The sequence below is a fragment of the Alkalicoccus urumqiensis genome (assembly GCF_002993335.1).
GTDB classification, from domain to species: domain Bacteria; phylum Bacillota; class Bacilli; order Bacillales; family Salisediminibacteriaceae; genus Alkalicoccus; species Alkalicoccus urumqiensis.
The window spans coordinates 170,461-194,659 of the sequence record NZ_PVNS01000001.1 but is presented as its reverse complement, the minus strand read 5'-3'; the positions used below and the strand labels follow the sequence as shown (position 1 = coordinate 194,659).

17 protein-coding genes, 1 pseudogene, 1 CRISPR repeat array and 1 riboswitch (1 of these 20 cut by a window edge) are annotated in these 24,199 nt (G+C 51.9%); of the genes and pseudogenes, 14 read left to right on the top strand and 4 right to left on the bottom strand.

Annotation, left to right across the window (positions count from 1 at the left end; genetic code table 11):
- Nucleotides 1-272: 272 nt before the first annotated feature.
- Complete coding sequence (locus C6I21_RS00775; protein ID WP_105957518.1) at nucleotides 273-1,028, bottom strand: helix-turn-helix domain-containing protein; 756 nt, start codon at nucleotides 1,026-1,028, stop codon at nucleotides 273-275.
- 140 nt (nucleotides 1,029-1,168) lie between these two features.
- Here C6I21_RS00775 and C6I21_RS00770 point away from each other — a divergent pair, with 140 nt between their 5' ends.
- The gene (locus C6I21_RS00770) at nucleotides 1,169-3,100 is read left to right on the top strand and encodes a right-handed parallel beta-helix repeat-containing protein (RefSeq protein ID WP_181186016.1); all 1,932 of its coding nucleotides are present in this window, start codon (nucleotides 1,169-1,171) and stop codon (nucleotides 3,098-3,100) included.
- A gap of 213 nt (nucleotides 3,101-3,313) precedes the next feature.
- Here the strand turns inward: C6I21_RS00770 and C6I21_RS00765 are convergent, their stop codons facing one another.
- Nucleotides 3,314-4,696, bottom strand: coding sequence for an S-layer homology domain-containing protein (locus C6I21_RS00765; protein WP_105957517.1), 1,383 nt, complete (start codon nucleotides 4,694-4,696; stop codon nucleotides 3,314-3,316).
- An 80-nt stretch (nucleotides 4,697-4,776) separates the two neighbouring features.
- Nucleotides 4,777-4,865, bottom strand: a riboswitch (cyclic di-GMP riboswitch).
- Between the two features lie 146 nt (nucleotides 4,866-5,011).
- Here C6I21_RS00765 and C6I21_RS16855 point away from each other — a divergent pair.
- Nucleotides 5,012-5,158: pseudogene (locus tag C6I21_RS16855) on the top strand (IS4 family transposase); the annotation flags it as partial.
- Nucleotides 5,159-5,331: 173 nt separating this feature from the next.
- Nucleotides 5,332-7,209, top strand: a complete 1,878-nt coding sequence (locus tag C6I21_RS00760) for a heavy metal translocating P-type ATPase (RefSeq protein ID WP_105957516.1) — start codon at nucleotides 5,332-5,334, stop codon at nucleotides 7,207-7,209.
- Here the strand turns inward: C6I21_RS00760 and C6I21_RS00755 are convergent.
- Both C6I21_RS00755 and C6I21_RS00750 read right to left on the bottom strand, forming a co-directional pair.
- On the bottom strand, nucleotides 7,175-7,930 hold the full coding sequence (locus tag C6I21_RS00755) for a cytochrome c oxidase assembly protein (protein WP_105957515.1): 756 nt from the start codon (nucleotides 7,928-7,930) through the stop codon (nucleotides 7,175-7,177). The two genes, C6I21_RS00760 and C6I21_RS00755, sit on opposite strands and share 35 nt — an antisense overlap.
- A complete protein-coding gene (locus C6I21_RS00750; protein WP_105957514.1) occupies nucleotides 7,927-8,358 on the bottom strand; it encodes a DUF2243 domain-containing protein in 432 nt (143 codons plus the stop codon). The genes C6I21_RS00755 and C6I21_RS00750 overlap by 4 nt, the downstream gene beginning before the upstream one ends.
- A 243-nt stretch (nucleotides 8,359-8,601) precedes the next feature.
- Between C6I21_RS00750 and C6I21_RS00745 the strand changes: the two genes are divergently transcribed.
- The 11 genes from C6I21_RS00745 to cas2 all read left to right on the top strand — a co-directional run bounded on the left by C6I21_RS00745 (nucleotide 8,602) and on the right by cas2 (nucleotide 22,467).
- Nucleotides 8,602-10,197: a diguanylate cyclase domain-containing protein gene (locus C6I21_RS00745; protein WP_105957513.1), complete on the top strand. Its 1,596-nt coding sequence runs from the start codon at nucleotides 8,602-8,604 to the stop codon at nucleotides 10,195-10,197.
- A gap of 191 nt (nucleotides 10,198-10,388) precedes the next feature.
- Complete coding sequence (locus C6I21_RS00740) at nucleotides 10,389-11,591, top strand: ISL3 family transposase (protein ID WP_105957694.1); 1,203 nt, start codon at nucleotides 10,389-10,391, stop codon at nucleotides 11,589-11,591.
- 134 nt (nucleotides 11,592-11,725) lie between these two features.
- The gene (locus C6I21_RS00735) at nucleotides 11,726-12,097 is read left to right on the top strand and encodes an ArsR/SmtB family transcription factor (RefSeq protein WP_105957512.1); all 372 of its coding nucleotides are present in this window, start codon (nucleotides 11,726-11,728) and stop codon (nucleotides 12,095-12,097) included.
- The gene (locus C6I21_RS00730; RefSeq protein ID WP_245411498.1) at nucleotides 12,090-14,210 is read left to right on the top strand and encodes a heavy metal translocating P-type ATPase; all 2,121 of its coding nucleotides are present in this window, start codon (nucleotides 12,090-12,092) and stop codon (nucleotides 14,208-14,210) included. Before C6I21_RS00735 ends, C6I21_RS00730 begins: the two co-directional genes overlap by 8 nt.
- Nucleotides 14,211-14,635: 425 nt before the next feature.
- Nucleotides 14,636-17,041, top strand: coding sequence for a CRISPR-associated helicase/endonuclease Cas3 (locus C6I21_RS00720; protein WP_105957510.1), 2,406 nt, complete (start codon nucleotides 14,636-14,638; stop codon nucleotides 17,039-17,041).
- An 18-nt stretch (nucleotides 17,042-17,059) separates the two neighbouring features.
- Nucleotides 17,060-17,749, top strand: a complete 690-nt coding sequence (gene cas5c, locus C6I21_RS00715; RefSeq protein ID WP_105957509.1) for a type I-C CRISPR-associated protein Cas5c — start codon at nucleotides 17,060-17,062, stop codon at nucleotides 17,747-17,749.
- Nucleotides 17,750-17,762: 13 nt separating this feature from the next.
- A complete protein-coding gene (cas8c, locus tag C6I21_RS00710; protein ID WP_105957508.1) occupies nucleotides 17,763-19,631 on the top strand; it encodes a type I-C CRISPR-associated protein Cas8c/Csd1 in 1,869 nt (622 codons plus the stop codon).
- Nucleotides 19,631-20,494, top strand: a complete 864-nt coding sequence (gene cas7c / locus C6I21_RS00705) for a type I-C CRISPR-associated protein Cas7/Csd2 (RefSeq protein WP_105957507.1) — start codon at nucleotides 19,631-19,633, stop codon at nucleotides 20,492-20,494. The genes cas8c and cas7c overlap by 1 nt, the downstream gene beginning before the upstream one ends.
- Complete coding sequence (cas4, locus tag C6I21_RS00700; RefSeq protein WP_105957506.1) at nucleotides 20,484-21,137, top strand: CRISPR-associated protein Cas4; 654 nt, start codon at nucleotides 20,484-20,486, stop codon at nucleotides 21,135-21,137. Before cas7c ends, cas4 begins: the two co-directional genes overlap by 11 nt.
- On the top strand, nucleotides 21,137-22,168 hold the full coding sequence (gene cas1c / locus C6I21_RS00695; protein ID WP_105957505.1) for a type I-C CRISPR-associated endonuclease Cas1c: 1,032 nt from the start codon (nucleotides 21,137-21,139) through the stop codon (nucleotides 22,166-22,168). Before cas4 ends, cas1c begins: the two co-directional genes overlap by 1 nt.
- Before the next feature lie 8 nt (nucleotides 22,169-22,176).
- Nucleotides 22,177-22,467, top strand: a complete 291-nt coding sequence (cas2, locus tag C6I21_RS00690) for a CRISPR-associated endonuclease Cas2 (RefSeq protein WP_105957504.1) — start codon at nucleotides 22,177-22,179, stop codon at nucleotides 22,465-22,467.
- Between the two features lie 178 nt (nucleotides 22,468-22,645).
- A CRISPR array of direct repeats spans nucleotides 22,646-24,199; the repeat unit is 32 nt; unit sequence GTCGCACCCCATGCGGGTGCGTGGATTGAAAT; it runs 1,569 nt beyond the window's last position.

Below are 24,199 nucleotides of genomic sequence, written 5' to 3'. Positions count from 1 at the left end.
GGCTCCGCTCATGCGCTGCAGCCGGGGAGTACTCCCGGCTATAAGACAAGCCCGCGGCAAGTTTCTGCCAGGCAGCGTAGAAGTGTTTTAGTATTTAATCGTAATAATTATACATAATGATTAAATTTGTCTGCAGTCTGAGCCGCTTCCTGAGGGAGGCGGCTTTTCAGCGCATCAAGAAGGAGACCTTTTACGACGTGCTGCAACAGCGGTGCCGTGGAGCGGTATTTTGGGCTTCTATCTAAAGGATGGTCTCTCTCTTTCCCTGAGCTTCAACGGTGCCCCCGGTACCTGCCGGGAGTCGTGTGCATCATCCGGTGGAAGTTTCGGTGGAACGAGCGCATTGTCGTATAGCCGCAGTCAGCGGCGATCTCTCCTACCGGCTTCTGTGTGGTTTTCAGCAGGTAGCAGGCTTGAGCGGTCCGGTAGTGATTGACGTACCACGTGAAGGTCATGTTGGTCATCTGTAAAAACAGCTTGGAGAGATACGCATAGTCATACTGCAGTTCCTCTGCCACTGCCTGAAGCGTGCACGTTTCATGAAAATGGACATCGATGAAATGGAGCATACGGTGAATGATTTTCGTTTTAGGGGAGTATTTCACGTCGGTGAACCCCGATTGACGGACGAGCGTGTCGCATAAGTCGTACAGAAAGGCTTTCTGGGCATAAACGGCGTCCTCTTCTCCTTGGTCCGGCAGCCGGCGGAAGGGAATGACGTTATTCGTCGGGATCCGGCCTTTGAGATTCACAAAAAAATGTCCAATCACCTCGGGGGAAAACAGCAGAACCGTTACGTGCGCACCGCCGGAGGTAGTGATGGCGTGGAGCTGATGAGGGAAGACGAACACCGCTTCGCCGGAGGAGACGTCGTATTCCTGCTGGTCGACAAACACCGAAGCTGTGCCCTGTTCCACAAAGATAAGTTCAAAAGCCCGGTGGAAATGAAGCGGGAAATGCTCGAACCTCAAGGGGAAAACCCGAAAATACTCATCTTCTTCCATGCCATGGTGTTCGAAAAAAATCATCCGATCCCCTCCCGTCAAAATCACGAATATTGTCTCTTATTGTACTAGAATGTCAATCGCCGTGTCGCGTGGTCTATCCTAAAATAAAGAAGGAAGCACCCGCAGAAGCGGGGAAGGACGACGACAAGGAGGACGAGGCAATGGGAATCGAGTACCATGTAGCGAAACACGGAACGGACGCAGGCCAGGGAACAAGCGGGGACCCATTTCTGACGATCAACCGCGCAGCCGAGGCGGCCGAAGCAGGGGACACCGTCACGGTGCATGAAGGGGTGTACCGGGAATGGGTCAAGCCGAAACATCCCGGAAGAAGCCACTGGAGAAGGATCACGTATCAGGCCGCAGAAGGAGAAAAAGTCGTGATCAAAGGGTCCGAAGAGGTTACCGGCTGGGAGAAGGTGGACGGAACGGTATGGAAGGTCACCGTTTCCCATGATCTGTTTCCCGAGGGCAACCCCTTTGCTGAAGAGCTGTTCGGCGACTGGCTTTTGTACAGCCCCGGCAGGCATCTTGGGGAAGTATACATGAACGGCCGGGCGTTTTATGAGGCAGAGAGCTATGACCAGGTCAAAGCGCCGGTGGTGGAAACAGAAGTACTGGACCGCTGGACGGAAACGATCGTTCCTGCGCACGATCCAGAGCAGCAGCGGTATACCTGGTATGCGGAGGTTCACGACGAGCAGACGACGATTTATGCAAATTTCCAGAGCGCCGATCCGAACAAGGAATTGACCGAAATCAACGCCAGGAAATGCTGCTTCTTTCCGGACGTCACAGGGATGGACTATATCACGGTCCGCGGCTTTGAAATGGCCCAGGCAGCAACTCCGTGGACGCCGCCGACAGCGGATCAGCCGGGGCTGCTAGGACCGCACTGGAGCAAAGGCTGGATTATTGAGGATAACATCATCCACGACGCGAAGTGCAGCGGCATCAGTCTCGGTAAAGAGATCTCCACGGGAGACAACTATGCGTCGAAACGGCGGGATAAGCCGGGCTATCATTATCAGCTGGAAACCGTCTTTGCTGCAGCGCAGATCGGCTGGAGCAGGGAAAGGGTCGGCTCGCACGTGGTCCGCCGCAATACGATTTATGACTGCGGACAGAACGGTATCGTCGGCCACCTCGGCTGTATTTTCAGTGAAATCACAGACAATCATATTTACAATATTGCTGTAAAGCGGGAATTCTACGGCCATGAAATTGCCGGCATCAAGCTGCATGCCCCGATCGATACACAGATCGTGCATAACCGGATCCATGACTGTTCCCTCAGCATCTGGCTGGACTGGCAGCTGCAGGGAACCCGCGTCAGCCGTAACATCAGCTACCGCAGCAACCGGGATTTGTTTGTCGAAGTGAGCAGCGGTCCGTACCTTATCGACCATAATATTTTCACCGCAGATTATGCCATCGATAACCGGGCGCAGGGCGGAGCGTACGTAAACAACCTGATCCGGGGGGAAGTAAAGCTTCAGAAGCTGCTCGATCGATCCACGCCGTATCATCAGCCTCATAGTACAGAGGTGAAAGGAACGGCACCTGTCTATGGGGGAGATGACCGCTGGGTGAACAACCTGTTTATTGGAGATGACGGTATTCAAAACGCGGGCACCTCGCCGTATAACGGCTTCTCAGCGTCACTTGACGACTATATCGAAGCCGTGCAGGAGATCCGTGAGCGGACAGGCGGAGACCACGAAGCGTTTGCGATGGTAGAGGAGCCGGTGTATATTCACAGCAATGCGTACCTGCATGGTGCTGCGCCTTATGAGGAGGAGAGCGGATACGTGCAGGTCGACAGGGACCCTTCCTTCCGCATCGTAGAAGAAGGAGACGCGGTCCTTCTGGAAATCGATCTGCCGGAGGAGGCGGCAGCCCGCTTCTGTTCCATCCAGTCGACCCACACGCTTCCCCGTGTCCGGATCGTGGATGCAGAGTTCGAAAAGCCGGACGGGAGTGCTGTTTTCCTCGAAGAAGATCTTGCCGGACGTACGAGAAACGAAACAACGATACCCGGACCGCTCTCGGAACTGGTCGAAGGAAAAAACCGCATCACAATCTGGGGATAAAACATGCTGCCAGCCAGGGGCAGAAAACCAGCTGAGGAGAGATTCCCTCAGCTGGTTTTCTGTTTCGGAGGCGGAGGGATCTTCCCCGTTGTGATGGATGGCCGTACCTTGTTAAAAAACTGTAGACAAGCGCCTATTCAAGGGGCTTGTCTACAGTCCAGGACGAAACATGTTCATGTATAAACTCAATTCGTCTTTCTTTGTAAGTTTTCCTTATTCATCGTCATCGTCGTCGTCATCATCGTCGTCATCGTCATCGTCATCGTCATCGTCATCGTCATCATCGTCGTCATCATCATCGTCGCTCTCATCATCATTTCCCAACTCTATTTCAATCTTTGTTCCATCAGAAAATTTAATTTCAATTTCTAGTTTTTCAAGTGCATCTTCTTCTATTTCCAGGGCGTGCAACATTCTTTCAACGATCATATCAGTAGATAACGCAGGCGTTAATGCTAACTGATCAAGTAATGCCTTCACTTGCTGCATCGCTGCTTCGCCTTTAATTTCTTTCTCCACACCAGAAGATTCCGTTTCAATTTCTGCTTCTAGTTCACCTTTTATATTCTTGTATTCAATCTCCATCTCTTTATCTTCCTGCTCTAATTCTATCTCTAGTTCTACAATGTTCGAGTGTGTGTTTACTGAATCTTCATCGAGGAGGTAGGCTTCTACAACTGCACCATCATTAACAACGGCAGTCACAATATCCTCTGTTCTAAGCTGATCTGCCTGGATAAATCTCGAATGATATTGAACGAATATTTCAGGCGAGATCGAGTATGTTGCTACTTCTCCGTTAAAAGTTTGGATGGATATCGTTCCATTTGTCTGTGCGGAGCTATTCGTTGTCTCTTCGTCAGAGAACGAAATATCTGTTATCTCACCTTGGACGGTCACAGCTCCTCCTTGTTCTAATAAACCATCATTTGTCCGGTCTAATAAAGCAGTCATTTCAGCTCGTGTTACATTATTATTTGCCCGGAATGTATTATCTTGATAACCAGTGATGAGGTCGTTTTCAATTGCAGCATTTACATATCCGACTGATCCAGCCGGGATTTGATCAGAATCTGTGAAATCAGGTATTTTAGTCATTTGTTCCAGAGCTTCAGATTCTAAGTCCAGAGCTTTGATTAGTAAATTTACGATCCACACTCTTGAAGCTGGTTCATGCGCTTGGATTTCCTCCTCTGTTGCATCAAAGAGTCCATTCTCCAAAGCGACAATCACATGGCCTCTTCCCCAGGAAGGAATCTGCTGGTCATCTCTGAAATGAAGCTGTGTATCCAGAGATTTCTCAAGTGCTTCTTCTTCCATGTCCATTAAACGAACAGCCATAATGATGGCTTCGATTCGTTTGACAGGCGCATTAGGTCTGAATGTTCCATCCACGTACCCTTTAACAACATCTTTGGACAGCATTTTTCCTATATACCCTTGAGCCCATGGTGCTTCTTCAGCATCCTCAAAATCAAGCTCAATTTCCATTCGGTCATCAGCATTCTCAGTCTCATTTGCAAAAACTGAAACGCTGAAACTAGTAACCAACAAAAATATAAGCAGCAGACTAAAAATCAATTTTCCTTTACCCATCTTTTCACACTCCTCTAAACAGATTTTAAAAACAAAAAAACACAACAATGTACTTGTTATGCCAGACTACCTTCTATGTTACAGGCAGCTGGCTGACATAGATCTCGAAAGATCTTTAGTCCCTATAGCTTTGCGTCCTTATTTTTCAATAAGTTTGCCATTAACTATAATATGTCTATTAATACTATTGTATCATTCATTACAATGAACAAGAAGGAATATTCCCCCTATTTACTGGTGTATTCTGATTGATATTATAAGTCTTTTTATCTAATGTTCCTAGTTTGTATTAATTTTCTATCAGGTAAAGTACAAAAATGGGCGGAATTCCAAAAAAGCCAAAGCAGTTATGAAGCTGCATGAAAGCTGGTGTTTATTGAGAAAGGAGTCTACTGCCTGGAGAAAGCCATGATAACTCCGGTAAGAGAACAAGATCGCAATCAGCTTGAAATCATGGTGGATGTCTCCGGAGCTTTATGATACATTCCCCCGACGTTTTCCTGAAGACCTCCTGCGGACCGCAGCCAGTCTGAAAACCGCGCCCGCCGGCCCGGCAGGCAGGAAGCCTTCCTGCTTCTGTCGAATAAAAGAAATACATAAACAAAACGTCTTACGGCCTGGGGAGGCGAGGGGAAATGGATACGGCTGCATTCAAGCGGAATAAAGAAGCGTACCGTCCGCGTGTAGAGCTCACCGCGGCGCTCCTGAGCGGTGCGCTGATTCTGGCGGCGCTTGCTGCGGGCGGTCTGCTTCAGGTCGTACTGTTCGTCTCCGCCTTCGTCATCGGCGGAGCAGCCAAGGCCGTCGAAGGCGTTTCGGATACGTGGAACAACCGCCGGCTGAATGTGGAAATTCTCATGATTGTCGCCGCGCTCGGTGCGGCTTCGATCGGTTACTGGGTGGAAGGGGCCATCCTCATTTTTATTTTTTCCTTGAGCGGCGCGCTCGAATCCTACTCCATGCTGAAAAGCCGCAGTGACATCACAGCGCTGATGAACCTGCAGCCGGAGGAAGCCGTGCGTATCCGGGGCGGCGAAGAAAAAACGGTCCCGGTCAAAACGCTCCAGTTAAACGACACGATCCGCATTATCCCAGGCGAGCGAATACCGGCTGACGGCACCATCGCACAAGGAGACACGAGTGTCGATGAAGCCGCGGTGACCGGCGAGTCGCTGCCCGCAGCAAAAGGTCCCGGCGACAACGTGTTCGCAGGCACTGTCAACCTGCGCGGCGTGCTGCTCGTCACCATCACGACCCCGGTTGAAGAAACGCTCGTACAGAAAATGATCGAACTCGTGCAGCAGGCGGAGACCGAAAAAGCCCCGTCCCAGCAGTTCATTGAACGGATCGAAGGCCCCTACGTCCGGACGGTTCTTGTCACAGCCGCCTTTATGATGGTGCTGCCGCCCTACCTGTTCGACTGGAGCTGGAACGAAACATTCTACCGCGCCATGGTCCTTCTCGTCGTGGCCTCCCCGTGCGCACTCGTCGCCTCCGTCACCCCGGCCGCCCTGTCCGCCATCTCCAACGGCGCCCGCCACGGCATCCTGTTCAAAGGCGGCGCCCACTTAGAGCAGCTTGCCCGCATCCGCGCCGTCGCCTTCGACAAAACCGGCACCCTCACCAAAGGCCACCCCGAAGTCACCGACTGCGTCACCCGTGCCGATATCGACAAAACGACGTTTCTACAGGCGGCGGCCGGTCTGGAGCAGTTTTCCTCCCATCCGCTCGCCGAAGCGGTCATGCGCTATGCGGCGCTCCACGGCATCACACCGGCCGAAGTCACAGACGTGCAGGACACAGCCGGGTTCGGCATCGAGGCAGTCGTTTTAAACGAAACGTGGCGGATTGGAAAAGCAGCATTTGTCGGGCGGGAGGCGGCTGCTGTTTTTCAAGACGGTGCTTCGGCTGCCCTCGCCTCCGAAGGGAAAACGATTTTGTATGTACAGGATGAAAAGGGAATCGCCGGCATTCTTGCCTGCCGCGATGTCGTACGGAAAGAGGCGCAGGAAACGGTTCGGGCATTGAAAGCAGCCGGCATTCATACCGTGATGCTCACAGGAGACACGGAAGAAACGGCGGCCGCGATCGCTGCCGAACTCGGCCTCGACAATTACCGTGCCGGCTGCCTGCCGGAAACGAAGGTAGCGGAACTGAAGCAGCTCGAGCGTGATTACGGACCGACCGCCATGATCGGAGACGGCATTAATGATGCACCGGCGCTTGCTACGGCATCGATCGGTATTGCTATGGGCGGCGGGACGGATGCTGCACTTGCGACGTCCGACGTCGCGCTCATGAAAAACGAACTCTCCCGGATCGTCGAAGCGTACCGGCTTTCGCGCCGTATGAAACGCGTCGTTTTCCAGAACGTCGTTTTCTCGGCGGGGGTGATTCTCGTGCTGCTGCTTTCGAACTTCCTGCAGGTGCTGGCGCTGCCGGTCGGCGTGCTCGGGCATGAGGGGAGCACGATTCTCGTTATTTTGAATGGGCTGCGGCTGCTGCGGGCGTGACTTCCCGCCGTCTCCACCATTCCCAGCCGAGCAGGACGAGCAGCGTGACATCGACGAGATCGCCGCTGTAATACATCATCTGCGCGGCGGAAGCGGCTTCGGCGGCTGAGACGCCTGCCGGAGGGTTCGCATACAGGTATTTGGAGAGGATCCCGTGTCCTGCGATCATTGCGGTCAGTACAGCGCCTCTATGGAGGAGGGAGCGTTTCACAGGCAGCGGCTCGGTCTGCACAATGACCGCGGTAAACAGCCAGCCGGCTGCGAGGAAATGGATGTGAACGAGCCAGTGAAGTGCCTGGGAATCCATCATCATTGGGTAAAGCGGGGTGAGGTAAAGAACGGCCATGCCGCCGAGATTCAGCGTAAGTGCGGCTGCAGGAAACGTAAAACCACGCAGAAGCGGCAGGTGCAGAAAACGGACAGCTGCTTTCGCCGCACGGGTGGGGAGCAGCGAAAGAAAAAAGGAGAGTCCGCGCCCGAGGACGAAAAACAGCGGTGCAAGCATGCCGATCAGAAAGTGCACCCACATATGAGCGTAAAAGGAATGATGGGCCAAAGCAGCAAGCGGGCCGGAAATGCTGATCAGTACGAGCGCTGCACCAGTTTGAAGGAAGAGCAGACGCTGATAAAAGCGGCGGTCTTTCCGCTGGATGGAGAAAGTGGAAATCAAGGCGAGCAGCAGTCCGGAGACGAAAAAACAGAGAAGCAGGTACGTCATCATGGGCGGACGGCCTTCCGGATGAGGAGAACACCGATGGCGGCGATCACCACAGCCGACCCATTCCAGGCGAGGTCATACGGAAGCAGATCGACGCCGTAGCGGATCTGGTGCAGGCCGAGCAGTTTATGCTGGACGAGCCCGTCATAAAGCTGGAATAAACCAACGCTTACAAGGAAATAGCCAAGCCACCGTGTCCGCTGCCAGACGCCTTTTTTCCAGAGGTTGGCAAGCAGAAACAGGCCGGCGACGGTGGCGCTCCAGCTGAACGCGTGAAACAGGCCATCGGAAACGAGGCCGGCGGACGTCGTCGATAAATCGTAAAAATGGTGCCAGTGGAGCAGCTGATGAAACACGACTTCATCGAAGAACGCAATGGTGCCGAGTCCACAGAAGATCGCAGATAAGCTGTTTTGGCGGGAATCCGTCATAGGAAATCTCCTTTCAGATAAGAGAGAACGTGCATCATTGTTGAAATAGTTTTTCCACCGTTTTTCCATTCATAAACCAGGAGCGACGGCAGTCCTGTATCAATAACTGCAAATTAAAACTAAAGAACTGAACCGAAAGAATCAAAGGAGAAAATACCCCTCTGCTATGTCGAATTCTGTCCTTTCCAGCCTGACTTTTGTGCTATGATAGAGAACAGAAACGGGTGAGAAGGAGGCAGCGGGATGACTGCGCATGTAGACACAGAATCATTGTTCCGAAGGGTGTTTTCAACACTTGGGGAACGGCTGTTGATTATGGAAAAGACATCTTCAGGTATCATGTGCAGTGCAGCAAACAACGCCGCGGAGGCATTTTTCTCCGGCCGCATTTTAACGGGCCGCACGATGGCAGATATTTTTGGAAGCGGAGCGGAAGCGGTGGAAGTCTGTCTTGCGGACAAGGCCTGTACAGCGGATGTGGTTTTTGAAGGGCAGCGTCTGTCTGTCAAAACAGTTCCGGTAGGGGAAGCAGAATGGATGCTGACATTGAAGCCGGTCACGCCGGCGGATTCTTTTTCTGTCCTGCCGGATGCGGCAGCTGTACTGGACAGCTCCGGGGCGATCCAGCGTATCAACTCTGTATTTACAAAGACGTTCGGCTGGAGTGCAGAAGAGAGTGCGGGTCAGGCGGAAAACGCACTTCTCGGCACCGGCATGGACGGATTTCACACCGGTGTGCTGCCGATGAACCAGAGCACCGGACGGCTGGCTTCGTGCACTGCAAAGGACGGCAGCATCCGGCGCGTTTTCTTATCCTATGCCCCTTATCAGGAAGAGACCGGGCTTCTTCTTGCGTTATATAAAGACGTTACCCCGCTGTACAATCATTACCGGGAGCTTCAACAGAATGAAGAAACGTTCCGCCTCATTGCGGACTACACCCAGGACGTCATCCGTATTACCGGTGCTGATGGGAAAATTAATTATGCATCGCCGGCCCACGAAAGGCTGACCGGTATGGAAGCGTCGTTTTTCCAGGGAAAGTCGTACTTAACCTTTATTGATAAGGAAGATATGGCTGCGGTGGAGGAACGTGCTGCGTATGCACTGGAGCAGGGGGTCTCGGTACAGGTGGAGCACCGGCTGTTTCATAAAGGCGGTGCGTCGAACTGGGTCAGCACAACGATTACGCCGGTCTGTGAAGAAGCGGAGACACCGAAGCTCATTTTTATCAGCCGGGATATTTCGATGATGAAGGAAACCGAGGAAAACCTCCGCTCGCTTGCGATGCATGATGAATTGACGGGTCTTGCCAACCGGCGCCGGTTCCGCCGCCTGATGGAAAAAGAGATGGCGAGAAGCAGCCGGACGGTGCAGGAATTTTCGCTTCTTATGCTCGACTGCGATAACTTTAAAACGATCAATGACACGTACGGACACGCGGCCGGTGATGAAGTGATCCGCATCATGGCAAAGCGTATTACGAGAAGTGTCCGGGACAGCGATACGGTGGCGCGCATGGGCGGCGATGAGTTTCATGTGCTCGTGCCGGGGGCCGGGAGCACGGAAGGCAAAGCCGTATGCCGGCGCATTCTGGCTGCGATGGAGGAGCCGATTGTGCTTGATCAGGTGCAGGTGTACGTGACTGTAAGCATCGGTGCTTCCGTCTACGCGCCGGGGAAAACAGAGGACACGCTCTATCAGGAATCGGATGAGGCGCTCTATGAAGCAAAAATGCTCGGCAAGCAGACGTTCCATATCTACGGCGAAGAAGCCGCGGCATCCTCGCGCTGGGAAAAGCTGCGCCGCATTCTTCCCATCCCGCGTTTTCGAAATTGACGATAGTACGATCTGCCGGACAGGTTTCCTGTCCGGTTTTTCTATAACTTTTCATTCAAACAGGCTCTAAAATATATGTTGGGGTAGAAAAACAATTCAACGAAAAAGCACGCAGACCCCTCTATCCTTTATACTTGAGTTGTCGAGAAACAAGTAAAGGAGAGATCTGCGTGCTCACTGCTCAGTTTAGCATGGATTTACCAGGGTTAGAAGAAGCGATCTGTACCAAATCGGAAATGGTGGAAGGGGCGCTGCACCTGCATGTGGAGCTGCGGCGGAAACCGCACCGCTGTCCGGAGTGTTTCAGCCGCACGAATCGAGTTCACGATTACCGCTATCAGAAAATCCAGCATCTTAAAATGTGGGAACGGCCGACCGTCTTGTTTTACCGCCGTCGGCGGTATGTCTGTTCCTGTGGGAAACGGTTCGCCGAATCCAATACCTTTGTGAACCGATACCAGCGGCACAGCCGGGAATGGAATCAGGCGCTTGGCCTGCGGATCATTCAAGGGAAAAACTTCACCGACAGCGCCGGGCAGTTCCACACGTCCCCGACGACGGCGATGAGACGGTTCGATACGCTCTCCGCATCGATGCTTCAGGAGGTCGAGGAACTTCCGCCGGTCCTTTCGATCGATGAATACAAGGGCGATACGAACAAGGGGAAATACCAGGTCATCCTGGCGGATGGAGTGACGGGCGAGCCGCTCGATATCCTGCCGGACCGGACCTCCCGCACGGTTCGCCACTACCTTCAGCAGAAGGGTCAGGCGGTACAGGTAGTGGTCATGGACATGAGCTCCTCGTTCAAGTCCGCGGTTCAGCAGGCCATAGGAAATCCCGTCATCGTGGCGGACCGGTTTCATTTCTGCCGTTCGATTTACTGGGCGCTGGACCGGGTCCGGCGGCGGGTACAGCAGGAATTTCATGACTATGACCGGAAGAAGTGCAAGCGGATGAGGCATGTGTTTCATCTCCCGTTTGAACAGCTGTCGGAAAAGCAGCGCTGGTACCTGGACCGGTACCTGTCCCTGTCTGAAGAACTCAGGCAGGCGCATCAACTGAAAGAAGCGTTTCACGCCTGGTTTCAGCGTGCGAAGGAGATCGGCAGCGAAGACGGACGCAGCGTCAAGGAAGAGCTATGGAGCTTCTATGCCCAGGTAGAAGCATCGGAGATGCCGGACTTTCAGGACGCCCTGACGACGTTCCGGAACTGGGAGAGCGAAATTCTGAACAGCTTCACCTTCGGCTACACGAATGGACCAATTGAAGGGTTGAATAACCAGACGAAAGTGATCAAGCGAAATGCCTTTGGCTTTCAGCGGTACGATCGTTTCCGGTTACGTATTTTACTGCACCACCAATATAAACATACGCACTTTCAAGTAGGATAAGGGCATCGGTGCTTCACCGATACCCCAACAATTGACTTAGAACCTTCAAACAATCGTTTGAATAACATCTCCCTGCATGCTACAATACAATCAAACAATCATTTGAATGAACCATCCATAGAGGGGGAAGCACCATGCCGAAAGAGATCGAAACGTGCGACGTGTACTGCTACAACGAGGAGCATGTGAACGGAGCGAAAGAGCTCCTCGCCGAAGAGAATCTATCCGCACCGGTGCGGCTGTTTAAAGCGCTCGCCGACGAGAAGCGGGCCTCCATTGCTTATGCGCTCGCCCATTACGAGGAGCTGTGCGTCTGCGACCTCGCCAACATTCTACACGCGAGCACCGCGACGACGTCCCACCACCTGCGCACGCTCTACAAGCAGGACATCGTCACGTACCGGAAGGAAGGCAAGCTCGCCTTCTACTCCCTCGACGACGATCACATCCGGCAGCTCATCCTCACCGCACTCGCCCATACGAAAGAAGGTGTCCCGCATGACTGATCAGCCCGTCACCACCTACCGCGTGCAGGGCTTCACCTGAATGGACTGCGCGAAGACGTTCGAACAGAACGTCCGGCACCTGGAAGGTGTCACCGACGCATCCATCAACTTCGGCGCCGCCAAAATCACCGTCCACGGCACGGCCTCCATGGAACAGGTCGAGAAGGAAGGCGCCTTCGACGGACTCACCCTCCGGCGGGAAAACGACGCTCCCCAGCCGGTCTCGTTCTGGAAACAGAAAGGAAGCTGGCGTCTGTATACAGCGGTTGTCCTGTTTATCGCGGCTCTCTTTCTCGATCACGGTATACAGCTCCCTTACGTGGAAGTTCTCTACGGCGCTGTCATGCTCACAGGAGGCTGGACGCTGCTGCGGAAAGGCCTCCGCAATCTGCGGAAGCTGACCTTCGATATGAACACGTTAATGACGATTGCCGTGACCGGCGCGGTGCTGATCGGGGAATGGACCGAAGGCGCGGTCGTCGTTCTCTTATTTGCACTGAGTGAACTGCTCGAGCAGTTCTCGATGGACAAAGCACGCCGGTCGATTGCTTCGCTGCTCGATATCGCACCGAAAACCGCACGCCGGCTGCGAGACGGAAACGAGGAGATCGTCCCGGCAGAGGACGTGGAGCCCGGGGATCTTCTGCTCGTGCGCCCGGGAGAGAAGCTCGCGGTGGACGGCGTCGTTTTCCACGGCCGCTCGACGCTCAATCAGGCGGCAGTGACCGGGGAAAGTATGCCGGTGCTGAAGGAGAAGGGCGATGATGTGTTTGCCGGGACGCTGAATGAAGAGGGCGTGCTGGAGGTGACGGTGACGCGGCGCGTCGAGGATACGACGCTTGCGGGCATCATTCACCTCGTCGAAGAGGCGCAGGCGGAACGGGCGCCGTCGCAGCAGTTTATCGACCGGTTTGCGGCGTGGTATACGCCGGCGATTATCGTGCTGGCCGCCCTCGTTATGACGGTGCCGCCGCTTGCAGCAGGTGCGTCGTGGGAAGAGTGGATTTATCTTGGACTTGCGACCCTCGTCGTCGGCTGTCCGTGTGCGCTCGTCGTCTCGACGCCGGTAGCGGTCGTCACGGCGATTGGAAGCGCGGCGAAAAACGGCGTGCTGATCAAGGGCGGCGCGTACCTCGAAGCGGCCGGACGTCTGCGGACACTCGCCTTTGATAAAACGGGAACGCTCACGCACGGGACGCCGGAAGTGACGGATGTTGTCGCGGTGAACGGCAGCCGGGAGGAGATGCTTTCGTACCTTGCCGCGGTGGAGAGCAGCTCGCAGCACCCGCTGGCAGCGGCCATTGTACGCCGTGCCAAGGAAGAAGGCGCCGCGTTTTCCAGAGAAGCTGTGGAATCGTTCCAGTCCGTCACCGGCCGCGGCGTGGAAGCCGTGCTGGACGGGAAGCGAATACAGGCAGGAAGTCCGGCCTGGCTGCTCGGGGAAACCGATCCGCTCCGGGAAGAGATCGAAGAACGGGAGCGCAATGGGGAAACGGTGATGCTGCTGGCTGTGGACGGCGTCGTGACGGCTTACGCCGCGCTTGCGGACACGGTCCGCACGTCATCGAAACAGGTGCTTCGGGAGCTGACTGGTCTCGGCATCACGTCGATGATGCTCACCGGCGACAATGAGCGGACCGCGGCGGCCGTCGGAATGCGGCTCGGCGTCACAAAAACCGCCGCCGGCCTGCTGCCGGAGGAGAAGCTTACCGCCGTGCGCCGGCAGCCGCACACCGGCATGGTCGGCGACGGTATGAACGATGCCCCGGCACTCGCCGCCTCGGATCTCGGCATCGCCATGGGCGGCGCCGGAACCGATACAGCGATTGAAACGGCAGACATTGCGCTCATGGCCGATGACCTGGACAAGCTTCCCTACCTGATCCGTCTCAGCCGCAAAGCCGGCTGGATCATCAAACAGAACATCATCTTCTCCCTCGGCTTAAAAGCCGTGGCGCTCCTCCTGATCGTGCCGGGATGGCTCACCCTCTGGATCGCCATCATCGCCGACATGGGCGCCACACTCCTCGTCACCGCCAACAGCCTGCGGCTGATGGAAAAAGAGAAGAAAGAAACAGCGGCCGCCGTGGAGCGGAGAGAAGAACCCGCGTGAAAGATATATAGATCGAAGCAGTCTCCTTTTTAAGAAGGGAGGCTGTTTCTTTTTATGGACGGAGGTGGAGTAAATGGGAATGCTGTTCTGTGCAGCTGTGGCTGGAATTGGATAGTTCAATCGTTTATGAAATACCGTGGTGTTTTTCTGCTGCTGGTGCTTCTCCGTTCCAGGGCAGCGATCTTCTGTCATGCGGCGCGGCCGCGCGGAGCCTTGCTTCTTGAAGCGGAGAACAAACACACCGCCGTCCCTGCCGAACACTTCGAAGCAAGTATTACATAAAGTAAAGAAACTGAATATCGGGACTTGTTTCATAACTGTATAGGCAAAAAAACACAAAAAAGTAAATAAATCTCCTTTAAAGAAGGATTTTTTTCATGAGCATCGAATATAGTACTACAACCGATTTTACATAGGAGGAAAATATGGACTATATTGCACACGTCCGGGAAGCAGATGAAGCAGAACAGTTGGTGTCTGATCATTTGAAAGAGTGCTGTCAGCTGGCGGAAGGATACCTGTCCAATATGGCTCTATCGAAAACAGCCGGACTGGCTGCACTGGTACACGACATGGGAAAGTATACCACTGCTTTTCAAACGTATTTAAGAGAAGCGATTGCGAATCCGGACCGGCCTCCAAAGCGCGGAAGTGTGGATCACGCGACGTACGGTGGGCGGTTGATCATGGATGTGCTGCATGCAGAGCAGAATGGAATTCCTCTTGTTACTGCGGAACTCACAGCAAATGCCGTTATTTCCCACCATGGCTATCTTCATGATTATGTGTCTCCGGATATAGACAGTCCTTTTTGGAAGAGAGTGAGGGAAAAAGAGCTTCCGGAATATGAAGCCTGCAAAGAACGTTTCTTTGGAGAAGTGATGCCGGAGGATGCATTTGTTCGCTACTGCATCGAAGCAGTGGAAGAGATACAGGAGCTGATGACCGCTGCCGGACCTGAAAAAAGAGGAGAATGGCTGTCGCTTGCCGCTCGCATGATTTTCAGCGCAGTGATTGATGCCGACCGGACGAATACGAGAGATTTTGAAGAGGCAGAAACGACAGATCCCTCCTATACACTTCCGGTGGAGCGGTTTCTGAACAATCTGGAGTCGCGCTATGACTCTTTTGCAGGCGGTGAGTACTCGTCGGTGAATCAGGCCCGTTCAGACATGGCAGAAGCGTGCCGGAAGTATGCTGAAAAACCGTCTGGTATTTACACATTGTCTATTCCTACCGGCGGTGGAAAAACACTTGCCAGTCTGCGTTACGCGCTTCATCATGCAAAAAAGTATAAGAAAGACCGAATTATTTATGTCGTTCCCTTTACAACGATTATTGAGCAGAATGCAGCGGAAATCCGGCATGTTCTGCAGGCGGAGGGCGAACTGCTGGAGCATCATTCGAATGTCGCGCAGGGGGAGGAAGAATCGGAAGCCGATGACTGGGGAGCATTCCACCGGCGTCAGAAAATGAACCTGGCAAAAGATAATTGGGACATTCCGGTTGTTTTTACAACGATGGTGCAGTATTTAAATGCCTTTTACAGCTATGGTTCCAAAAATGCGAGACGGGCTCACAACCTCAGTAATGCGGTCGTTATTTTTGATGAAGTGCAGAAAATACCTCTCTCCTGCACTACCTTATTTAATCAGAGCGTTCAGTTTCTCAGGGACCGGGCCAAGACTTCTATTCTGCTCTGTACGGCAACACAACCGGCACTTGACCGGCTGACAGAAAAAATCCGGTTGACGATCGACGGGGAAATGATCGACCGCTCTCCAGAAAAGCTGCTTCCTTTTAAGCGCGTGGAACTAATCGATGAAGCAACAGACAAGCAAATGAATACAGAAGACCTCGCCGGGATGGTAAACAGCCTTCAGTCCGAACACAAAAGTATTCTGGTGATTTTAAATACGAAAAGTGTCGTGCGCCGTCTTGTCGATAGGCTGAAAGAAGAGGGTGAAGAAGTTTTTCATTTAAGTACTGCGATGTGTCCGGCGCACCGGAAAGAAAAACTGGGGACAATACGCAGCAGGCTGGAAGCAGATGAACCGGTTATCTGTGTCAGCACCCAGTTGATTGAAGCAGGAGTGGATGTCGATTTCTCCTGTGTCATCCGCTCTCTAGCCGGGATGGATTCCATTGCGCAGGCGGCGGGGCGGTGCAACCGTCACGGGAAATCAGAGGTAAAACCGACGTATATGATCCATCATGAAGAAGAAAACCTCCAGCGCCTTCCGGAAATGAAGGCAGGAGCGGAAATAACGAGAAAGATGCTGATTGATTTCAAAAAGCAGCCTGGCTATTTCCAGCATGACCTGCTCTCCGAGAAAGCCATGACGACCTTTTTCATGAACTATTACCAGCAGCACGAAAGCCAGCTGAATTACCGCATGCCGAACGAGACAAAAAATATGACGGAGATATTATTCACGATTCTCAACCATCACCCATACTATGTGAGCTGGAAGGAGCGTCATAAAGAAGAGCCGCCGTTTGTATTATCTTATTCGATGAAAACGGCAGCCAAAGCATTTGAAGTAATCGAAAGCAATACGAAAAGTGTTATCGTGCCACACGGAAAAGGAGAAACGATCATTGCTGAGCTTGCTGCCGGCACATCGTTACGGGAAATGGAAAAACTCCTGAGAGAACTACAGCATTATGCAGTCAATGTATTTCACGGGGAATGGAAGCGACTGGTGGAACTGGAGGCGGTAGAAGCGGCAGCGGATGGAGATTATTATGTATTAAAAGAAGGCTTTTATGCTGAAGAAACCGGGCTGACTATGGACGGCGCCGGCGAACTCGATTTTATTGGATATTAATCTGCAGGGAGGGGTACGATGCGCAATGCGGTTGAATTTACAGTGTACGGCGATTATGCCTTATTCACGGATCCATTAACAAAGCTGGGGGGAGAAAAACTTACCTATCAGGTACCGACGTATCAGGCACTGAAGGGGATGGTGGAATCGATCTACTGGAAACCGACGATCATGATCGTGGTGGATAAAGTACGGATCATGAAACCGATCCGGATGGAGTCAAAAGGAATCCGGCCGATCGAATATCACGGCGGCAATACCCTTGCCAACTACACATACTTAAAAGACGTGGAATATCAAGTGCAGGCCCACTTTGTCTTTAATCCGCACCGGAAAGATCTGGCGCACGACCGGAACGAGCACAAGCATCACAATATGATGACCCGGGCCGTGAAGGCAGGAGGGCGCCGGGATGTGTTTCTCGGTGCGCGGGAATGTCAGGCGTATGTAGAGCCATGCACGTTTGGAAGCGGTGACGGGGCGTATGATCATAATGAAGAACTTCACTTTGGAACGATGGTGCACGGCCTGAGCTATCCGGATGAAACAGGGAAAGACCAGCTGGATGTCCGTCTCTGGCGCCCGGTAATGAAACAGGGAGTTATTGACTTTATCCATCCTGAGGAATGCACGATTGTCAGGAAAGTAAAAGAGATGGAGCCGAAGCGATTCGACGAATCCAACGTCCGTCTGGTGGAAGACGAGTGAAGGGGGTGAAGATATGAGCTGGATGGAGCAGCTGTATGAAACATACGAAAAGCATCTGAGTGATATCGGCGACGTGAACGTCCGCCGGAATGGGCAGGAATATACACTTCTGCCGGTTGCACATACGACACAGAACGCACACATTGAGCTGGCAGTCACGCCGGAGGGGGATTTTCATTCCGCTGTCGTTATTGATTCCGAACAGGCGAACACTACGATTCCGACAACAGAAGCCTCCGCGAGCCGTTCAGGAAAGCTGGTAGCGCCGTATCCGATACATGATAAGCTGAGTTACTGTGCTGGAGATTATACGCTGTATGGAGAGGCTTCCAAAGCCGAGCAGTTTGAGAAGTACTATGAGCAGCTTCAGGAGTGGAGCTCCTGGGATCAGAAAAACGAAAAGCTTCAGGCTGTAACCGCCTATATTTCCAAACGACAGCTGATTCAGGATTTATTCAAGGAAAAGATCCTCCATCAGGATGAAGAAGGAAAGCTTCTGGAGAAATGGAAGGGAGAGGCGAAAGAGAAACCGGATATTTTCAAAGTATCGCCAGGGGGGCAGAGTGCTGCATTTGTGCGGTTTGACGTCCATTACCCGGAAAACAAAAAGCAGTTATGGAAAGACAAAGAAATGTTCGATTCGTTTGCGGATTATTACGAGACGAAATTGATGGCAGAAGATATCTGCTTTGTCACCGGGGAAACTCTTCCTAAGACAGAGCGTCATGCCAACAAAATCCGGAATGCGGCAGATAAAGCAAAATTAATTTCGACCAATGATACGTCTGGTTTTACGTTCAGAGGCCGCTTTTCAGAAGCTGGTGAAGCAGCGGGGATCAGCTTTGATGCCTCTCAAAAGATGCATAACGCACTGAAATGGCTCATCCGCCGCCAGGGAAAAACCTATGATGGCCGTTCGTTTATTGTTTGGGTTCCCGGACGGCAGGAGCCGCCGAATCCGCTGTCCTCAGCAAGAGATCTTTTCCCAGAAGAAGCGGATGCACCAGGAACTCCATTTACGAAAGAAGATTATGCCGAAAAGTTTGTGAAGGCAATGAACGGATGGAAAAACGATCTGGATGCAGCAGAGCGGGTAAATATTCTCGTACTGGATGCGGCCACTCCCGGCCGGCTTGCTGTTCTTTATTATCAAGTAATGGAAGTGGGAGCGCTTGTAGACCGCATTGCCGAATGGCATGGGGCATGCGCCTGGATGCATTCGTATAAAAATGAACAGGAACAGCGGCAGTATTATTGGGGTGCGCCCTCCCATTATGATATTGCCAAAGCAGTGTACGGAAGGCATGCAGATGACAAAGTGATTAAAGAAATGATTAACCGGCTCCTTCCCTGTGTGACAGAAAAAGCTCCTGTACCAAAAGACATCGTTTCAAACTTGTTCCACCGGGCTTCAAGTCCTGTTTCCATGGAAAAGTGGGAGTGGGAGAAAGTACTTTCTACGGCATGTGCATTTATTAATATAAAGGAGGGACAAGATGTGAGTGTAGATACAGAAAATACATCAAGGGATTATTTATTTGGAAGACTGCTGGCTGTTGCAGATGTGCTGGAGAAGCGGGCGCTCAGCAGAGACGAAAACCGCGCAACCAATGCGGTCCGGTATATGAATTCATTTTCCAAGCACCCGGAGCGTACATGGAAAACCATTCAGGAAAGTATTCAGCCCTACCAGGCAAAACTGGGTCGGAAAGCTGGTGACCTGCAGCGCCTGATGGATGAAATCGGCTCAAAAATGACGCCGGAGGATTTCACCAACAAACCGCTTTCTGGGAAATATCTGCTGGGCTTTTACAGCCAGCGGCATGAACTGTATAACAAAAATACAAACGACCAAACAGAAGAAAAAGGAGAGGATGCATAATGACAGCACTGGACCGAAAAATTGATTTCAAGGTAGTTTTTTCTGTGTACAAAGCCAATCCAAATGGGGACCCGTTAAATGGAAACCGTCCGCGTCAGAACTACGATGGCTTTGGAGAAGTATCCGATGTCGCAATCAAGCGGAAAATCCGCAACCGCCTGCTGGATATGGGAGAATCTATTTTTGTGCAGTCGAATGACCGCAGAACGGATGATTTTGACAGCCTGAAAGCCAGAGCAGAAGCACACCCGGAACTGAATGATATTTTGAAATCCAAAAGCCGTTCCAGCGATGAATTTGCCGATATCGCCTGTCAGGAATGGTACGACGTGAGAGCCTTCGGTCAGGTTTTTGCTTATAAAGGAAAAGGAAAAGGCGATGGTGTTTCCGTCGGTGTCCGCGGCCCTGTATCTGTTCATCCTGCTGTTTCAGTCCATCCTGTGGACATCGTCAGCACGCAGATTACCAAAAGCGTCAATTCAGAATCCGGCAAGGAGCGGGGATCGGACACGATGGGGATGAAACACCGCGTCGATTTCGGAACCTATGTATTCCAGGGAAGCATCAACGTGCAGCTTGCAGAGAAAACCGGCTTTACGTATGAAGATGCCCAGCAGTTAAAAGAAGCACTCCGGACCTTATTTGAAAATGACAGTTCTTCAGCGAGACCGGAGGGCAGTATGGAAGTGGACCGCGTCTTCTGGTGGGAGCATGAGTCCAAAATGGGCCAGTACTCCGCAGCTAAAGTGCATAAATCAGTTGATCTGGACAGCAGTACCGAGGAACCGAAATCATTTGAAGATTACACCTTAGAGGCAGATGAACTGGACGGATTAACCCCAGAGATTCTTCATGGAATATAACGAAGAAGATTACTTGATGATTTCCGGCCTGCAGCATTATTTCTTCTGCAGGAGGCAGTGGGCACTCATACACATTGAACAACTCTGGACAGAAAACGTGCTGACGGTCCAGGGAAAGCACCTTCATGAACGTGCGGATGATCCATTCATCCGTGAAAAGCGCTCTTCCCTTTATACCGTCAGAGCGCTGCCTGTTAAATCTCATGAATTTCAGATCACCGGTGTCTGTGACATTGTCGAATTTTCAGAAGACAAAGAAGGGGTTTATATTCCGAAGCTGGAAGGGACGTTCCGCATAAGGCCAGTCGAATACAAGCGGGGAAAGCCGAAGCGGGAAGCGGTGGATGAAGTCCAGCTGGCAGCGCAGGTCTTATGTCTCGAGGAAATGTTCGCTGCTGATATTGAGGAAGCCAGTTTTTATTACGCAGAGCCTAAGCGCCGGGAACATATCCAGATCGATCAGGCTTTACGAAGTCAGGTAAAGACAGTGATCGATGAAATGCATGCTATGTTCAAACGGCGTCATACACCGACAGTGAGAACAGGACCGCACTGCAGGGCATGTTCTCTGCGGAATGAGTGTCTGCCGAAACTAATGAAGACAGAAACGGCCGAATCATATATAGAAAGGAATCTTTCTTGATGAAGCGCCTATTGAATACACTTTATGTCAATCAGCCGGATGTCTATCTGATGCTGGAAGGAGAAACGGTCGTTTTAAAGAAAGAAGGAGAGAAACTCGGGAAACTGCCTCTTCATAATCTGGAATCAATTGTGGCATTCGGCTATACAGGAGCCAGTCCCGCGCTCATGGGCTACTGCGCAGAACGTAATATTTCGATCGTTTTCATGACGATGACGGGAAGGTTTCTAGCCAGGGTCACAGGAAAAAGCAGAGGGAACGTCGTTCTGAGAAAGCAGCAGTACGCCATATCCGAGCAGGAAGAAGAATCAATGAAAATCAGCCGGAATATGCTGACAGCAAAAATTCAGAACAGTAAATGGGTAATCGAGCGGACGCTTCGTGACCATCGGTTGCGGGTTGATGAAAAGGCGCTGGAGTCGGCTTCAGAAAAAATGACGATGTATGCAAAAGAAATTTACGCATCAGCCAATATGGAATCGATGCGTGGAATCGAAGGCCAGGCAGCAAGAGACTACCTGCATGCTTTCGACCACCTCATTCTTCAGCAGAAAGAGTCCTTCTTTTATAAGCGACGGTCCCGCAGACCGCCGGAAGACAATATGAATGCCCTGCTTTCCTTCTGTTACACGCTGCTCGCAAACGACACAGCTGCAGCTTTGGAAGGGGTGGGACTGGATGCGTACGTTGGTTTTTTCCATCAGGACCGTCCCGGAAGAATATCCTTAGCACTGGACGTCATGGAAGAGCTGCGTTCCTGTTTTGCAGACCGCTTCGTTCTATCTCTTGTAAACCGAAAGATGGTGACAAGTGCAGACTTTAAAGAGAAAGAGAATCATGCGGTACTGCTCACGGAAGATGGACGGAAAAAAGTGCTGAAAGCCTGGCAGGAAAAGAAACAGGAACAGATTACCCACCCATTTTTAAAAGAAAAAATCAGCTGGGGCCTGGTACCACATGCACAGTCGCTTCTGCTTGCGAGGTATATACGGGGCGATCTGGATGCGTATCCGCCATTTTTCTGGAAGTAGGTGAAGGCATGTTAGTATTGATCACATACGATGTAGTAACCTCCGACCTTGGCGGGCAGAAAAGATTAAGAAAAGTAGCAAAGCACTGCGAAAAATATGGACAGCGCGTCCAGCACTCGGTGTTTGAATGCTATATCGATCAGGCACAGTACACGGCATTAAAGCATGAATTGACTGCACTTATCTCCGAAGAGAAAGACAGCCTGCGCTTTTACCGCCTCGGGAACAACTACAAAACAAAAGTAGAACACGTAGGAGTCACAAAAGGTCTGGATATGCAGGATCCTTTATTATTTTGATGCTGTGCGAACCCCAAGTGATCATGAAAGCTCCAAGGTATTCGCACATAGAAAAATACCGATTAATGAGTTGAAATAACTATATTCAGGCTCGGGACAATTGTTCATATTAGTTCCGAAGTGGTGAAAAGATTCTCGATTGGTTTATAAAAATAAAACCAACGACCTTCTTTTCGCCGTCGCACCCCATGCGGGTGCGTGGATTGAAATCTCCTTTATGCTTTGTGATCTGTCACTCCACTGGGTCGCACCCCATGCGGGTGCGTGGATTGAAATCGTCAGACCCGATTATTAAGGAAATACAGGATAGTCGCACCCCATGCGGGTGCGTGGATTGAAATTGTTGATAATGACATTTTGAAGCAATCGTTTCGCGTCGCACCCCATGCGGGTGCGTGGATTGAAATTTCGTTGACGATAATTGGATCATAATTTTTGTTGGTCGCACCCCATGCGGGTGCGTGGATTGAAATGATTGGGTTAAGGAAAGCCCGCACCTGCAGCGCAGTCGCACCCCATGCGGGTGCGTGGATTGAAATATATATACTGCGCTCTATTCGTCCCTATCGGCGCGTCGCACCCCATGCGGGTGCGTGGATTGAAATGACTTGCCTACGTATAAACACTCGCCCGAATGGCGTCGCACCCCATGCGGGTGCGTGGATTGAAATGCCATGCCTTGCCCAATACTCATAGATTCGCGCGTCGCACCCCATGCGGGTGCGTGGATTGAAATTGCAATCGCGCTTACTTGATCTGATGCCTCATAGTCGCACCCCATGCGGGTGCGTGGATTGAAATACCAAAAGAGCATCATTGACGACATGACTGTTCCTGGTCGCACCCCATGCGGGTGCGTGGATTGAAATATCATTACCCTCTCCTTTTTTGGTTTGTCTATCTGTCGCACCCCATGCGGGTGCGTGGATTGAAATTTCCTTGAACCCAGCCCACCTCTTTTAGCCCTCTGTCGCACCCCATGCGGGTGCGTGGATTGAAATTACAACCCAAGTGGTATCACCAGAAGTCCGAGAGTCGCACCCCATGCGGGTGCGTGGATTGAAATTGGCTGCCTTTGGTGTCTAAAAATTGCACGCTGTGTCGCACCCCATGCGGGTGCGTGGATTGAAATCTTTTTAATCCCATTTTGTGTGTGAACGAGTAAATGAGTCGCACCCCATGCGGGTGCGTGGATTGAAATTTCTTTGATGCCTTTATCCAGCGCCCCCATATTGTCGCACCCCATGCGGGTGCGTGGATTGAAATATTTCCCCAAACACTAAAAATTGAACTAACATACGTCGCACCCCATGCGGGTGCGTGGATTGAAATATTCGCCGCAGCTGGTTAAACACGCTCTGCCTGGTCGCACCCCATGCGGGTGCGTGGATTGAAATATGTGCATTGAAACGAAAATGTCCGCCCCTAGAGTCGCACCCCATGCGGGTGCGTGGATTGAAATAGAATGAAGTGGCCCGAGCAAGTCGTAAGGCTCAAGGTCGCACCCCATGCGGGTGCGTGGATTGAAATATTAGGAGGCTGCTGATGATCGACTACAGCGTCGCACCCCATGCGGGTGCGTGGATTGAAATTATTCTTCCGCAGCAACCAGGCGCGCCAAACTCGTCGCACCCCATGCGGGTGCGTGGATTGAAATCGTGTTACTTTGATAACATGGAAGGCTGGCACGGGTCGCACCCCATGCGGGTGCGTGGATTGAAATTTCGCAACG

Excerpts from the sequence above, each read along its gene's own strand:
- C6I21_RS00770 (WP_181186016.1), top strand. The coding sequence starts at position 1,169 with ATGGGAATCGAGTACCATGTAGCGAAACACGGAACGGACGCAGGCCAG.
- cas2 (WP_105957504.1), top strand. The coding sequence starts at position 22,177 with ATGTTAGTATTGATCACATACGATGTAGTAACCTCCGACCTTGGCGGG.
- cas8c (WP_105957508.1), top strand. The coding sequence starts at position 17,763 with ATGAGCTGGATGGAGCAGCTGTATGAAACATACGAAAAGCATCTGAGT.
- cas4 (WP_105957506.1), top strand. The coding sequence starts at position 20,484 with ATGGAATATAACGAAGAAGATTACTTGATGATTTCCGGCCTGCAGCAT.
- C6I21_RS00720 (WP_105957510.1), top strand. The coding sequence starts at position 14,636 with ATGGACTATATTGCACACGTCCGGGAAGCAGATGAAGCAGAACAGTTG.
- C6I21_RS00740 (WP_105957694.1), top strand. The coding sequence starts at position 10,389 with ATGGATTTACCAGGGTTAGAAGAAGCGATCTGTACCAAATCGGAAATG.
- C6I21_RS00750 (WP_105957514.1), bottom strand. The coding sequence starts at position 8,358 with ATGACGGATTCCCGCCAAAACAGCTTATCTGCGATCTTCTGTGGACTC.
- C6I21_RS00765 (WP_105957517.1), bottom strand. The coding sequence starts at position 4,696 with ATGGGTAAAGGAAAATTGATTTTTAGTCTGCTGCTTATATTTTTGTTG.
- C6I21_RS00735 (WP_105957512.1), top strand. The coding sequence starts at position 11,726 with ATGCCGAAAGAGATCGAAACGTGCGACGTGTACTGCTACAACGAGGAG.
- cas1c (WP_105957505.1), top strand. The coding sequence starts at position 21,137 with ATGAAGCGCCTATTGAATACACTTTATGTCAATCAGCCGGATGTCTAT.
- C6I21_RS00760 (WP_105957516.1), top strand. The coding sequence starts at position 5,332 with ATGGATACGGCTGCATTCAAGCGGAATAAAGAAGCGTACCGTCCGCGT.
- C6I21_RS00755 (WP_105957515.1), bottom strand. The coding sequence starts at position 7,930 with ATGATGACGTACCTGCTTCTCTGTTTTTTCGTCTCCGGACTGCTGCTC.
- C6I21_RS00745 (WP_105957513.1), top strand. The coding sequence starts at position 8,602 with ATGACTGCGCATGTAGACACAGAATCATTGTTCCGAAGGGTGTTTTCA.
- cas5c (WP_105957509.1), top strand. The coding sequence starts at position 17,060 with ATGCGCAATGCGGTTGAATTTACAGTGTACGGCGATTATGCCTTATTC.
- C6I21_RS00775 (WP_105957518.1), bottom strand. The coding sequence starts at position 1,028 with ATGATTTTTTTCGAACACCATGGCATGGAAGAAGATGAGTATTTTCGG.
- cas7c (WP_105957507.1), top strand. The coding sequence starts at position 19,631 with ATGACAGCACTGGACCGAAAAATTGATTTCAAGGTAGTTTTTTCTGTG.